Genomic DNA, 15,396 nt, shown 5'->3' on the forward strand with positions numbered 1-15,396 from the left:
CCCACCTCCTTTCGCATCAGAACAGCGGTTCGCCCGCCTCGACGTGACCCTTGCGGATCAGCGCCTCGAGGAAGTAGTAGTCGGCGTAGTTCAGCGGCACGTCGATGTTGCTGCCGTGCGGGATGCTGCCCACCGAGTGCATCAGCAGGAAGCCGCCGTTCTCTCCCACCGGAGCCCGGTAGGCCGGCGACGAGAGCGACTCGATCATCCGGTCGGCCTTCTCCTTGTAGAGGGCGTTGTTCGTATAGGTGTACATCTCGTAGAAGGCCGAAGCCAGAATGGCGGCCGTCGAGGCATCGCGCGGCTCGTTCGGGATGTTCGGCGCGTCGTAGTCCCAGTAGGGAACCAGATCCTCGGGCATATTCTTGTCGTTGAGCACGAACGAGGCCACCTTCTCCGCGTGGTCCAGATAGCGCTTGTCGCCCGTATAGCGGTAGCAGGTCGTATAACCGTAGACGGCCCACGCCTGTCCGCGCGCCCAGGCCGACTCATCGGCATAGCCCTGCGCCGTGCAGCGTCCCCGGACGTGACCGTCCGTCAGATCGTAGTCCACCACGTGGTAGCAGCTGTAGTCGTCGCGGAAGTGCTCCTTCATCGTGCGGTCGGCATGGCTCACCGCTATATTATAAAAGGTACTGTCACCCGAGAACTCCGTGGCCTTGAACATCAGCTCGAGGTTCATCATGTTGTCGATGATCACCGGGCACTGCCAGCCCCGCTCGCCCTGCCAGCCGCGGTCGGCATCCCACGACTGGATGACGCCCGGCACCTCGCGGAAACGCGTCGCCAGCGACCGGGCCGTCTGCACGATCACCTCCTTGTATCCGGGGATATTCTTCAGCCGAAGGCCGTTTCCGTAGCTGTCGTAGATCATGAAGCCCACGTCGTGGTGCCACTGCAGATACTGGATCGAGTCGAGGATCTCGGTATGCCTGCGTGCCCGGTCGGCCCACGCCTCATCGCCCGTGAGTTCGTACATGTACCAGAGCGAACCGGCAAAGAAGCCGCTCACCCAGTCATCCGTCGGCACATAGTCGATGCGTCCGTTCTTGTAGGTCGAGGGGATGCGGATCACGCCGCCCGTTTCGCTCGAATCGGCCAGCATGGCGAGCTGTTGTTTGGCTACGGCCACGTTGTCGTCGATGATCGAGGTTGTCTTCGGGGCCTGCGTGCAGGCGATGACTCCTCCGGCAAGCAGCGCGGCTGCCGCGCATCTTGAAATAACAGTCATAAATTCGAATTTACCGATTATATAAAGTTACACATTTGTATGGAAGACAGATTTATCAACCCGCTCCATTCCATTATTTTTTCACTAACCCAACCGCACTTTGTGCACAAAGATAAAATAATTTCCAGACTTACCCTATTTTTTAACATTTTTTTCCAATACTACGTAATTTTTTGTCATTTTCTCTGCCTCAAATTTGGGCAGAACGGATTCTTTCGTTATTTTTGAACAAATTGAATCGCATGAAAAAGACCTTATTATACGGATTATCAGCCGTTTTGACGCTTACAACCATCCTCGGGAGCCTCCCCGTCCACGCCGCCATTGATGCAAAAATCAATTTCGAAACGGGAATCCCCAAGGCCTTCGTCGCCGGAGACAACAGCACCCTCACCCCCAGCACGAAGCACTTCAAGGACGGACAGCAGTCGATGCTCTGGAGCTGGACCGCCCCCTCGACGCTCCAGTACAACGATTTCGGACAGCTCATGCGCTCGTTCCGCGTCAAGAAAGCCGGCATCATGCTCTGGATCTACAACCCCCGGGCCGTCGATGCCGATCTGCACTTCGCCTTCGAAACCCCGACGGGCGAAACCCCCTATTACTTTGATTTTCACCTCGATTTCACCGGATGGCGCGCCTGCTGGATCAAGTACGGCGACATGCCCGGCGACCACTCCTCGCAGCAGATCTCGCGCATGGTGATCTCCACCCCCGAGGGCGTCACGAGCGGCGAACTCTTCCTCGACCGCCTGACCTTCGCCGAGACCAAACTCCACGACCAGATCACCCCCGACCAGCAGATCCCCAACAACAACTGCAACCTCAAGCGTTCGCTCTGGCACTGGGCCCGCCTCTGGGAGTGGGAGCAGTACACGTACGACGAGCCGCTGCACGAACTCACCCCCGAAGAGAAGCAGGAGCTCGATCTGATCAAGTCGCGCATCACCTCGATCGTCGAGGCCAACATGTCGAGCGCCAACTACATCAACGGCACGATCATCCCGCGTGCGCTGAAGACCTTCGCGGCCGCCGGAATCCACCGCACCGACGACGGCGGAATCATCGGCGCCCCGCTGCTCTCGAACGACGAGTGCAACCGCACGAAGGGCGAACTGCGTCTGGACGACATCGAGAACATGCTCAACGCCTTCGCCCTGAACAGCTACATCAACAACGATCCGAAATACGAGGACGACTTCTTCCTGGTCATGGACCACGCCATCGACCAGGGCTTCGCCTTCGGCCACGGCAACGGCACGAACCACCACTACGGCTACAACGTGCGCAAGATCTACGACGCCATGTGGCTCATGCGCGACCGCATCGCCCAGCGCGGCAAAACCGACGAGTATGTCCGCGTGCTGGCCTATTGGAGCGGACTCTCTGAGACGCGCAAACCCTATGTCTACGGACGTGACGAGCTGCTCGACTCGTGGCACACGCTGCTCATGCCCCGGCTCATCAGCGCCCTGATGCTCCCCACCGAAGCCGAACAGCTGCGCGCCATGAAGGGGCTCTCGCGCTGGCTGTCCGGGAGTCTGGACTTCACCCCGGGCACCATCGGCGGCATCAAGGTCGACGGCACCACCTTCCACCACGGCGGCCTCTACCCCGCCTACTCGACCGGCGCCTTCGCCGCTATCGGGTACTACTGCAAGGCGGTCCGCGGCACCGAATTCAACCTCACGGAACAGGGCCGCAAGTGCTTCAAGCTGGCGCTGATGACCATGGCCAACTACACCAACCTGCGCGACTGGGGTATCGGCATCGCCGGCCGTCACCCGCTGAACAAGAACGGCCGCATCCCCGATGCCGATGTCAACGCCTTCGGCTATCTGGCCGCCCTGGGCGACCTGACCGGCAGCGGCAAGGCCGTCGATCCGGAACTGGCCGGCGCCTACCTGCGTCTGAAAGGCACCGACAAGGAGCTCAACAGCCTCTTCAAGAAGGAGGGGATCGAGACCGGGCCCACCCCTTCGGGCTTCTTCGTCTACAACTACGGCGCCCTGGGTATCCACCGCCGCGCCGACTGGATGGTCACCCTCAAGGCCTTCAACACGGATGTCTGGGGCTCGGAGATCTACACCCGCGACAACCGCTACGGCCGCTACCAGAGCTACGGCACGGCGCCGATCATCGGCTCGGGCAACCCCGTGACGGCCTTCGACAGCGGATTCAAACAGGAGGGCTGGGACTGGAACCGCGTGCCCGGCGCCACCACCATCCACCTGCCGTGGGCCGAACTGAACAGCCCGCTCCCCGGCACGCTCATGGAGCGCAACCCCAACCGGTTCTCGGGCGCCTCGTCGCTCGAGGGGCAAAACGGTATTCTGGTACTGCATCTCACGGAGGGCAACCGCAAGAACTTCACCCCCGGCGCCACGGCCTACAAGACCGTCTTCTGCTTCGACAACCGGATGGTCTTCCTCGGCAGCGGCATCGACAACAACAATACGTCGTACCCCACCGAAACCACCCTCTTCCAGCTCAACATGGAGGATCGCGGCGAAGCGCTGGAGGTCGACGGCCAGATCTACGACACCTTCCCGCTCCAACTCTCGAAGAGCGGTGAGCGCGTGGTGATCTCCGACACGAAGGGCAACTTCTACGTGGTGAAGGACGTCGCCGTGCTGAACATCGCCAAGCAGGAGCAGTCCTCGCCCAACGACAAGACACACGCCATGCAGACCGGCGACTTCGCCTCGGCATGGATCGACCACGGCCGCGCCCCGAAACAGGCCGGATACGAATACGTCGTCTACATCCAGCCCTCGAACAAGGAGATCAACCGCCTGCTCAAGAAGGACGAATACGAGGTGCTGCGAAAAGACAATGCGGCCCACGTGGTGAAGGACCTGCAGACGGGAATCACCGGATATGTCTGCTTCGAGGAGTACCGGGGCGACGGTCTGCTCCGCGAGGTGACCGACCAGACGATCGTCATGGAGCGCACGACGCCCGAAGGCGAGGTCGTCATGAGCGTCTGCACGCCCGATCTGGGAATCACCGAAAAGAGCTACACCACGCGTCAGGAGAGCCAGCCCATCGAAAAGCAGCTGCTGCTGAGCGGGACCTGGGAACTCACGGCTCCGGCCGCCGGCGTCGAATTGACCCCCGAGGCCGACGCCACCCGGCTCAAGGTCACCTGCCGGCACGGGCAGCCCGTGGAGTTCCACCTGAAGAAGAAATAACCCCATTTACCCCACAACCTACCAGAATCATTTATGAAAAAAGCACTCAAACGAACGGCCGCAGCGTGTCTGCTGACCCTGTCGATCCTGCTGAGCGGTGAGGCTTTCGCACAGAACAACGTGGTCGGACGAGTGGTCGACTCGAACAACGTCCCGTTGATCGGTGTCAACGTCGTGGTCAAAGGGACCACCACCGGCACCACCACCGGCGTCGACGGAAACTACGCGATCAAGGTCGCCGAAAACCAGACGCTGGTCTTTTCCTACCTCGGATATACGACCGTCGAGGAGATGGTCGGCAAACGAACGGCCATCAACGTCAAGATGACGGAAGAGGCCACACAGCTGGGGGCCGTCGAGATCGTCAACATCGGTTACGGCACCACCACGCGCCGTGACCTGACGGGTTCGGTGGCCAAGGCCGACCTGGGTACCATGATGAAGGCCAACGTCACGAGCTTCGACCAGGCCCTGGGCGGACGCATCGCCGGCGTGGTCGTCACCACGGGCGACGGTTCGCTGGGCGCCGAGGCCAACATCACCATCCGCGGAAACAACTCCCTCACGCAGAGCAACGCCCCGCTCTACATCATCGACGGATTCCCCTCCGAAGGGTCGTTCGCCACGTCGATCAACCCCGCCGACATCGAGTCGATCGACGTGCTGAAGGATGCCTCCGCAACGGCCATCTACGGTGCGCGCGGCGCCAACGGCGTCATCGTCATCAACACCAAACGCGGCAAGGAGGGCAAACCCACCGTCAACTTCAGCGCCTCGTTCTCGATGAGCCACATCGCCAACAAGATCGACCTGATGGACGGCTACGAGTTCGTCCGCCTGCAGAACGAGCTGGTCAGCCCCACCTCGATGGAGAGCTCCTACTACAGCTACAGCGAGGAGCTGGGCCGCAACCTCACCCTCGACGACTACCGCAACATCCCCGGCATCGACTGGCAGGACGAACTCTACCGCACGGCCTTCCAGCAGAACTACAACGTCTCGCTCTCGGGCGGAACCAAGGAGGGTCTGCGCTACAATGTCGGATTCTCGGCCCTGGACCAGGACGGTATCATCATCCGCTCGAACTTCCAGCGCTATCAGGGCAAGGCCAACTTCACGCTCCCGATCACCAAGAAACTCTCGCTGAACGCCAACGTCAACTACTCGCGCACGGCCACCAACGGCGTGAACCCCACCACGGCCGAAACGACCTCCTCGTCGTCGGGCTGGCTGATGTATTCGGTCTGGGGCTACCGTCCCGTAGGCAAGCCCGGGCAGGATCTGCTCAACACGATCATCGACGAGTCGGTCGACGGGTCGAACGACTACCGCTTCAACCCGGTCAAGACCGCTCAGAACGAGTACCGCAAGACGCTGGTCGACTACCTCAACTCGAACATCGCCCTGACGTGGAAGATCACCCCCGAGCTGACCTTCAAGACCACGGGCGGCTATGTGCTCAACAAGCGCCGCCGCGAAGAGTTCAACGGCACGGAGACCTACACGGGATACCCCGGCTCGCCGAGCGGAAAGGGGGTCAACGGAGCCATCTACTGGACCGACCAGACCAGCTGGACGAATGAAAACACGCTCAACTACAAGCGCCGCTTCGGCCGCAACCACAACGTCGACATGATGGTCGGACTCTCGCTGCAGGGGCAGAACAACACCTACGAGGGAATCTCCTCGACGCAGATCACCTCCGAGGAGCTCGGCATCGCCGGCATCTACACCGGAAGCTATCAGAGCGTGCCGAGCAACTACTACGACTGGCGGATGATGTCGATGTTCCTGCGCGCGAACTACAACTTCCGCTACAAGTACTATCTGACCTTCTCGTTCCGCGCCGACGGATCGTCGAAATTCCCCGCCGGCAACCGCTGGGGCTACTTCCCCTCGGTGGGCGCCTCGTGGAACTTCAACCGCGAGAACCTCTTCAAGAAATCCGACTGGCTCACGAACGGAAAACTCCGCTTCTCGTGGGGTCTGACGGGTAACAACCGCACCCAGACCCCCTACGACTTCTATTCGCAGATCACCGTCACGCCGGGTTCGGGCGATTCGTTCGACTACGTCTTCGACGGCAAGCGCGTCCCGGGCTACTACTTCTCGAACATGGCCAACGACCGCCTCAAGTGGGAGACCACCGCGCAGTGGAACGTCGGCATCGACCTGGGATTCTTCGACAACCGCCTCAAAGTGACGGCCGACTGGTATGACAAGGTGACGCGCGACCTGCTGCTCTACGCCCTGCTGCCCGCCACGAGCGGCTACGAACAGGGCATGCTCAACATCGGCAAGATCCGCAACCGCGGATTCGAGTTCACGCTCGAAACGGTCAACATCAAGACGCGTCAGTTCCAGTGGTCGACCTCGTTCAACATCGCCTTCAACCGCAACCGCATCCTGGCGCTGGTCGACAACCAGAACACGCTGCAGACCTCCGTCACCTGGGAGACCCACTTCAACTCGCAGTTCCCCTACATCTCGCAGGTGAACAAACCCACGGGCATGATGTACGGCTTCATCTACGACGGAACCTACAAGCCCGAGGATTTCGACGCCGCCGGCAATCTGAAGAGCGGTATCCCCGCCTACAAGGGCAACAAGATGCAGCCCGGCGACATGAAATACCGCGACATGAACGGCGACGGAAAGATCGACGACTACGACCGTACGATCATCGGTTGCGGCCAGCCCCTCCATACGGGCGGCTTCAGCAACAACTTCACCTGGAAGAACTTCGACCTGAACATCTTCTTCTCGTGGAGCTACGGCAACGACATTCTCAACGCCAACCGGCTGATCTTCGAGTCGGGCTGGAAATCCCAGACCAACCAGCTGGCCTCGTATGCCAACCGCTGGACTCCGTCGAACCCGACCTCCGACACTCCGCGCGCAGCCGCTACGGGCAGCGAGGAGTATTCGTCGCGCGTGATCGAGGACGGTTCGTTCCTGCGGCTGAAAAACGTCTCGCTCGGATACACCATCCCGAGCCGCCAGCTGCGCAAGGCCGGCATCAGCTCGCTGCGCCTCTACGTCTCGGCCGACAACATCTGGACCTGGACCAACTACAGCGGTCCCGACCCCGAGGTCTCGACCCGCAACTCGGTGCTTACACCCGGGTTCGACTGGTCGGCCTATCCCCGTGCCTACGGGTTCACGGCCGGTGTAAACATCACGTTCTAACGTCCAAAAGCACCATCTCGTCATGAAAATGAAAAACATATACCGATTGGGGACCCTGGCGCTCTTCGGCACGGCTCTCTCGGCCTGCTCGTTCCTCGACACCGACCCGCAGATCATCCCCGCAGAGAACTATTACACCTCCGAGACCAAACTCCAGTACGGTCTGGCGGGTGTCTACGGCCCGCTGAGCAGCGAGGAGCTCTACGGAAACTACTATTCGCTGCAGATCAGCAACGCCGACGACCTCTGCTACTTCAACAACTACAACAACATCGACACCCGCCCCGACCGCTACAACCATACGGCCGGAACAGCCGTCATCTACGACGCCTGGCTCAAACTCTATCAGGGCATCAAGAATGCCAACGAGTACATCAAGGGCGTCGAGGCCTCGCAGATCGATCCCGAGGATCTCTCGACACCGAAAAGCCGATACGTGGCCGAAGCCCGGTTCCTGCGGGCCTATTATCACTTCCTGCTGGCCCAGGCCTGGGGCGACGTGCCCCTGCGCGTGGAGGCGGCCACCTCGCCCAACCCCAATGACGTGCAGCTGGCCGCAACACCCCAGGAGCAGGTGCTCAAATGGTGCGTGGACGAGATCGAGGCCGTCGTCGGCGATCTCGATCCGGAGGTCGACCAAACCCCCTCGCGCGTCAGCCAGACCGTGGCCGAAGGCATTCTGGCCCGCATCTACCTCTTCATGGCCGGCGAATCCGTAGCCGAGGTGGAGGGACTCCCGAAAAAGGAGATGTACAAGAAGGCCGCCGACTGGGCCTACAAGGTGATCGAATCGGGCAAGCATCACCTCAACCCGAGCTACGAGGAGGTCTTCATCAACATGATCCGGGACCAGTATGACACGCAGTATCACGAGTCGATGTGGGAGGCCGAGTTCCTCGGCGACCGGACCAGTGCGGACAAGTGGACCAACGGCCGTATCGGTGACCTGATCGGACTGAAATCGCAGTCGACCAACACCAACTACTCGGAGTGGGCCTGCAACTACTCCTACGGCTTCTACAACGGTTCGTACACCCTCTGGCAGCTCTACTCGGAGACCGACCGCGTGGAGAGCGACCTGAGCCCGGAGGACGACGAGAACAACATCGCCGGAAAGATGGTCATCGACAAACGCCGGATCTGGAACCTCCCGGGATACAACTTCCAGGGCTACAGCGGATCGCACGCAACCGGCGGCCGCGAAATCACCTATACGGTCAACAACGATAAGAAGACGGGAATCCTGCTGCAAACCCGCAGCATGCACCGCACGCCGTGGAACTACAACAACAACTTCGCCATGCGCACGATCGAAGGACTCGAGGAGGTCGAGGGGAAATTCGATCTGAACGACCTGGTCTACAACCCCGACGTGATGTGCGCCATCCGCAATGCGGGCAAGTGGCGCCGTGAAACCCTCTACGAAAACCAGATGTCGGCCAAGAGCCTCTACACGACGATCAACTTCCCGCTGCTGCGCTACTCGGACGTGCTGCTGATGTATGCCGAGGCGATCAACGAGTACAACGGCGCCCCCGACGACATCGCCAAGCAGGCCATCCGCGAGATCCGCACCCGGGCCGGCATCCAAACCAACGAAAGCCAGCTGAACGACCCGCAGTCGTTCCGCGAACTGGTGCGCAACGAGCGCGGACGTGAACTGGTCTTCGAGGGACTGCGCAAATACGACCTGATCCGCTGGGGCATCTTCGTCGACCGGATGCACCTCGCCGGAACCAACATTCCCTCCGAGGCCATCTACCGCAACACGACCTACACCGACTATGCGGCCACGAGCTATGCCAATGTCGGCGACCGCCACATCTATCTGCCGATCCCGACCAAGGAACTGGCCGTCAACCACGCCCTCACGCAGAATCCCTTATGGTAAAACGCACAACAGCAGCGCATACGATGAAAACAAAACCGATCACATATCTGGCCGCGGCTCTCGCCCTCGCGGTTGCGGGAAGCTCGTGCGACCACGACGAAATCTACGAACCGCTGGACTTTGCCGTGCGGCTCGCCCCGACGAACACCTACCGCGTCGGCGAACCCGTCGTCTTCAACTTCGAAGGCAACGCCGACTACATCACCTTCTGGAGCGGCGACGTCGGACACGAATACCGCTACCGCGACCGCACGACCGTCGCCATCGAAAACATCGAATCGTGCGAACTCTCCTTCGGACTGGCCCAGGCCTACGGACAGACCGACACCGACACGCGCTACTGCGACATCCTGGTCACCGACCAGTTCGCGGGGCTGAGCGGATCGGATGCCACGGCCGACGGCGCCCTGGTGGCTGCGATCGACGACCAGTACACGGGCTGGACCGAGATTCCCTACGAGAACCTGTCGAACCGCACGAGTCTGGCCAACGTCCCGAAGGTCAACTACACGTACGACATCACCCCCTACGCCGGCAACTTCTGTCTGGCACTGCACTTCCACCACGGCGAGAATCAGAACATGCGTTCGTTCGCCTTCAACAACCTGCGGATCACGGTGCAGTTCGACGGCTACGACCCGGCCGAGTATACGTTCGACGACCTGTCGTTCGTCTCCTACTCGACCATCGAGCAGCATGCCGACAACCCCTACGTGCATAACGTTTCGGGCGACGGCTATGTCAAACTGGCCGGCGAAAGCGGCTCGAACTCAGCCGGCGAGATCGTCTACCAGGGCTACAACTGGAGCAACCATTCGTACGTCAGCGACCAGTGGCTCTTCCTGCAGCCGATGGCCCTCAACGCCATCTCGCCCGACACGGGCCAGAGCATCAAGGGCGTCACGGACGACGTGAAGAGCTACTCGTACACCTACGACAAGCCCGGAACCTACACGGCAACGTTCCTCGTCGGAACGGGCAACTACCAGGGCGAATCCGGGATTCAGGCCTATGAGGTGACCTTCACCGTTATTGACCCTATCGAATAACGCAACCCATTCGAAATGAAGTCTCAAAGCCTGCTTTTTTCTCCTCGGAAAGCAGGCTTTTTTGCTTTGCCGGGTTGCATATGTGCGTTATTTTGAATATCTTTGGAGTGCTTAGGGAGCAGTTCCCGAATTTTATCTGAAACCGAAACGACCACCGCCTTATGAAAGCCGCATTGCAAGACATAGCATCGCATTTCGCCCTGCAGGGGCCGATCGACTCGATCGACTCGCTGGGCGACGGATTCATCAACGACACCTTCCTCATCCGGACCGCCGGCAATGCCCCGGACTACATCCTCCAACGCAAGAACAAAAGCATCTTCCCCGATGTGCCGGGCATGATGGAGAACATCCGCAAGGTGACGGAACACATCCGCCGCAGGGTCATTGCCGAAGGCGGCGACCCGATGCGCGAGGCGATGACCGTCGTCCCGACCCGCGACGGAAAACTCTACTACGTCGATCCCGAGGGCGAATACTGGGCCGTCACGGTCTATATCGCCGACACGGTGGCCTACAACAAGGCCGACTCTCCGGAACTCGCCCGCAAGGGCGGCGAGGGGATCGGCAAGTTCCAGGCCCAGCTGGCCGACTTTACGGAGCCGCTCGTCGAGACGATCCCCGGCTTCCACAACATCCGCTACCGCTTCGTGCAGTGGGACGAGGCGCTGAAACGCAATGCCGCCGGACGGGTGAAAGACCTTGCGACGGAGATCGGATGGATCGAGTCGCGCCGCGCGGAGATGCTCGATTTCTGGAAGCTGGTCGAGGATGGTACGATTCCCACCCGCGTCACCCACAACGACACGAAGATCAACAACATCCTCTTCGACAAGCAGGGACGCGTCCTGTGCGCCATCGACCTGGATACGGTGATGAACTCCACGTCGCTCAACGACTTCGGCGACGCCATCCGCTCCTACACCAATACGGGCGACGAGGACGACCGCGACCTCTCACGCGTCGGCATGTCGATCGAGATGTTCCGCGCCTACACCGAAGGCTATCTCTCGCAGCGGGCCCGCCAGCTCACCCAACCGGAGATCGACCACCTGGCCTTCTCGGCCCGGTACATCACCTACGAACAGGTGCTGCGCTTCCTGATGGACTACATCGACGGCGACCTCTACTACAAGATCAAATACCCGGAACACAACCTCGTGCGCACGCATGCCCAATACAAACTCCTGCAAAGCATGGAGGAGCAATACCCCGAGATGTGCCGCATCGTCCGCGAAACGGTCGCCAAATACAACTGACAAAACAGTGAAAGTGATGATGGAGATTCGCAAGATCGAGGGCATCGACCCCGAAAACCGGAAAGCCGTCGAAGAGGCTTTCGCACAAATCAGTCCGCGACCGATTGCCTGTTGCAACTGGCCCGACGGCTATCCCTATGCCCCGCAGGTGCGCTTCCGGATGTTCCACACCGGCAAGCTGCTGATGCTGCGCTTCGATGTCGAGGAGAACTACACCGCCGCCCGCGTAGACAGGGACAACGGCCAGGTATGGACCGACTCCTGCGTGGAGTTCTTCATCTCGCCGGGAAACGACTCGGGCTACTACAACTTCGAAACCACCTGCATCGGGCACATGCTGCTCGGATACCAGCATTCGCGCACCGATGCCAACCGCGCCCGGCAGGAGATCATCGACCGGGTCAAACGCACGACCAGCCTCCCCTTCGGCGAACCCTTCGAGGAGCGCGAAGGCGACAACCGCTGGTCGGTAATGCTGGCCATCCCGCCGCAGGCGCTCTTCTGTCACCGGATCGACGACTGGAGCGGCCTGGAGGCCCGTATCAACCTCTACAAATGCGGCGACAACCTCTCCCATCCGCATTTCCTCTCGTGGCGCCCCATTCAAACGGAGAAGCCCGATTTCCATCGCCCCGAATTCTTCGAACGAGTCCTTTTTGAAAAGTAAACCGAAAATACGCAATTCATAATATCAAGATGAACAACAAGTATTCCTTGCCGAAAGACGGCGGACTGATCGCCGAATCGGCTCCGCGCGACATCATCCATCGCTACGAAAAAATCCACACCCGGGTCTACGAAAACGAATACCAGGGTGTACAGTACGTGGCCGACACGATCGTGAAGGCCATCCGCACCTACAACGAAATCCACTCCTCGAACGAGGTCTACGAAGAGGCTCAGCCCTTCGTCCTGGGTCTCACGACGGGCCGCACGCCCCTGGGTCTCTACCGCGAACTGGTCAAACGCCACCAGGAGGGGCAGATCAGCTTCCAGAACGTGGCCGTCTACAGCCTCGACGAGTTCTACCCGATCAAATCCTCCGAACAGCAGAGCCGCAACTTCCGCATCCACGAGGATTTCCTCAACCACATCGACATCCTGCCCGAGAATGTCCACATTCCGGACGGTACGGTGCCCGAAGAGCGCATCTCGGAGTACTGCGCCTCGTATGACCTGGCCGTACGCCACATCGACCTGATGATCATCGGCGTGGGCGAGGACGGTCAGATCGGGTTCAACGAACCGGGCTCCTACTCGCGTTCGCGCACCCGGCTGGTTCAGCTGACCTACAACACGCGCAAGATCCAGTCAAGCTCCTTCTTCGGACTGGAGAACACCCCCAAGATGGCCATCACGATGGGTATCGACACGATCATGCGCGCCGACCGCATCATCCTCATGGCCTGGGGCGAGGAGAAGGCCCGCATCATCCAGAAGGTGGTCGAGGGCGAAATCTCCGAAATGGTCCCCGCCTCCTACCTGCAGGCCCACCCCAACATCGAGGTGGTGATCGACGAAAACGCCGCACAACTGCTCACCCGCGAACAGACCCCGTGGATGGTCGGACCCTGCGAATGGACCCCGAAATTCGTCCGCAAGGCCGTCGTATGGCTCTGCGGCGTGGTCAAGAAGCCGATCCTGAAACTTACCTACAAGGACTATATCGAAAACTCGCTGGGCGAACTGCTCGAACAGGGCCGCACGTTCGACCAGATCAACATCGACGTCTTCAACGACCTGCAGCACACCATCTCGGGCTGGCCGGGCGGCAAACCCAATGCCGACGACTCGACGCGTCCCGTACCGTCGACGCCCTTCCCCAAACGCGTGGTGATCTTCTCGCCGCACCCCGACGATGACGTCATCTCGATGGGCGGTACGTTCATCCGCCTCGTCCAGCAGGGTCACGACGTACACGTCGCCTACGAAACGTCGGGCAACGTCGCCGTACACGACGACGTGGTATTGCAGAACATCGACACGGCCCGCGAACTGGGCTACGCCGACCACTACGAGGAGGTCAAGAAGATCATCGCCAACAAGAAGAAGGGCGAACCCGAACCGCGTGCACTGCTCAATCTGAAGGGTTCGATCCGCCGCGCCGAGGCCCGTGCCGCTGTCCGCTCGTTCGGTCTGAACCCCGACACGAACGCCCACTTCCTCAACCTGCCGTTCTACGAGACGGGCGGCATCAAGAAGGGCCAGCTCACCGAAAAGGACATCAACATCATCGTCAACCTGCTGCGCGAGATCAAGCCTCACCAGATCTACGCCGCCGGCGACCTGGCCGACCCCCACGGCACGCACCGAACCTGCATGGAGGCCGTGCTGGCCGCGCTGGAGATCGTCAAGGACGACGAGTGGATGAAGGACTGCCACCTGTGGCTCTACCGCGGCGCCTGGATGGAGTGGGATCTCGGCATGGTCGACATGGCGGTGCCCCTGTCGCCCGACGAGCTGATCATGAAGCGTCACGCCATCTACCGCCACCTCTCGCAGAAGGATATCATGCCCTTCCCGGGCGACGACCCGCGCGAGTTCTGGCAGCGCGCCGAGGAGCGTACGCAGCACACGGCCAAGCTCTACGACCAGCTGGGCATGGCCGAATATCAGGCCATCGAGGTCTTTGTGAGAATGTTCTAAGGAATCAACAAAAAACGTTACAACATGCGTTTAATCATTGAAAACACCCCGCAGCAGGTAGCCCAGTGGGCCGCCAACTACATCATCCAGCAGATCAAGGCCAAGGAGCAGGTGACGAAATCGCCCTTCGTACTGGGACTCCCGACCGGCTCGACGCCGCTGGAAACCTACAAGGAGCTGATCCGCCGCCACAAGACGGGCGAAGTATCGTTCAAGAACGTCATCACGTTCAACATGGACGAATACGTCGGTCTGCCGGAGGAGCACCCCGAGAGCTACCACTCGTTCATGTGGAACAACTTCTTCAAGCACATCGACATCAAGCCCGAGAATGTCAACATTCTGGACGGCAATGCCGAGGATCTGGTCAAGGAGTGTGCCGACTATGAGGCGCGCATCGTCGAGGCCGGCGGCATCGACCTCTTCATGGGCGGCGTGGGCGAAGACGGCCACATCGCCTTCAACGAGCCCTTCTCGTCGCTGAACTCCCGCACGCGCGTCAAGACGCTGACGCAGGATACGATTCAGGTCAACTCGCGCTTCTTCGGCGGCGACGTGACGCTGGTTCCGAAGACGGCGCTGACGGTCGGCGTCGGGACGGTGCTTTCGGCCAAGAAGGTGCTGATCCTGGCCACGGGCCACAAGAAGGCTCGTGCCGTGCGTCACGGCGTCGAGGGGGCATACAACCACCAGTGGACGATCTCGGCGCTGCAGGTGCACCCGAACGGCATTCTGGCGTGCGACGACCCGGCCGCCGAGGAGCTGCGCGTAGCCACCTACCGCTATTTCAAGGACATCGAGAAGGACAATCTGATCTCGAAGTAGCCGGAGTTAAGGAGGGGGGGGCCGTCCTCCTTCCGGAAGGGAGCCAAACGCTCCTCTCCAAAGCATCCAGCCACAGAAAAACCCCGCAAGGCATCAAGCCCTGCGGGGTTTT

At 60.4% G+C, this 15,396-nt stretch carries 9 protein-coding genes; 8 read left to right on the plus strand and 1 reads right to left on the minus strand.

The genetic code is table 11. The features are described from left to right. Positions 1–16: 16 nt before the first annotated feature. Positions 17–1,231: a glycoside hydrolase family 88 protein gene (locus B5G09_RS00635; protein ID WP_087308930.1), complete on the minus strand. Its 1,215-nt coding sequence runs from the start codon at positions 1,229–1,231 to the stop codon at positions 17–19. A 242-nt stretch (positions 1,232–1,473) separates the two neighbouring features. Between B5G09_RS00635 and B5G09_RS00640 the strand changes: the two genes are divergently transcribed. The 8 genes from B5G09_RS00640 (at position 1,474) to nagB (ending at position 15,284) form a co-directional block, all read left to right on the plus strand. Further along, positions 1,474–4,425, plus strand: a complete 2,952-nt coding sequence (locus tag B5G09_RS00640) for a chondroitinase family polysaccharide lyase (protein ID WP_087403611.1) — start codon at positions 1,474–1,476, stop codon at positions 4,423–4,425. 33 nt (positions 4,426–4,458) lie between these two features. Then, a complete protein-coding gene (locus B5G09_RS00645) occupies positions 4,459–7,614 on the plus strand; it encodes a TonB-dependent receptor (protein ID WP_087403612.1) in 3,156 nt (1,051 codons plus the stop codon). Between the two features lie 22 nt (positions 7,615–7,636). Next, positions 7,637–9,505 carry a RagB/SusD family nutrient uptake outer membrane protein gene (locus B5G09_RS00650; RefSeq protein ID WP_087403613.1) on the plus strand — a complete coding sequence of 623 codons (1,869 nt, stop codon included), beginning with the start codon at positions 7,637–7,639 and terminating at the stop codon, positions 9,503–9,505. 23 nt (positions 9,506–9,528) lie between these two features. Beyond that, positions 9,529–10,554: a DUF5017 domain-containing protein gene (locus B5G09_RS00655; RefSeq protein ID WP_162608219.1), complete on the plus strand. Its 1,026-nt coding sequence runs from the start codon at positions 9,529–9,531 to the stop codon at positions 10,552–10,554. 161 nt (positions 10,555–10,715) lie between these two features. Then, a complete protein-coding gene (locus B5G09_RS00660) occupies positions 10,716–11,813 on the plus strand; it encodes an aminoglycoside phosphotransferase family protein (protein ID WP_087403615.1) in 1,098 nt (365 codons plus the stop codon). Positions 11,814–11,832: 19 nt separating this feature from the next. Further along, positions 11,833–12,480, plus strand: coding sequence for a carbohydrate-binding family 9-like protein (locus tag B5G09_RS00665; RefSeq protein ID WP_087309076.1), 648 nt, complete (start codon positions 11,833–11,835; stop codon positions 12,478–12,480). Positions 12,481–12,509: 29 nt separating this feature from the next. Beyond that, a complete protein-coding gene (locus B5G09_RS00670) occupies positions 12,510–14,459 on the plus strand; it encodes a 6-phosphogluconolactonase (RefSeq protein ID WP_087403616.1) in 1,950 nt (649 codons plus the stop codon). Between the two features lie 24 nt (positions 14,460–14,483). After that, complete coding sequence (gene nagB, locus B5G09_RS00675; protein ID WP_087403617.1) at positions 14,484–15,284, plus strand: glucosamine-6-phosphate deaminase; 801 nt, start codon at positions 14,484–14,486, stop codon at positions 15,282–15,284. Positions 15,285–15,396 lie beyond the last annotated feature (112 nt).

The sequence above is a fragment of the Alistipes sp. An54 genome, from assembly GCF_002159375.1.
In the GTDB taxonomy this organism is placed as follows: domain Bacteria; phylum Bacteroidota; class Bacteroidia; order Bacteroidales; family Rikenellaceae; genus Alistipes; species Alistipes megaguti.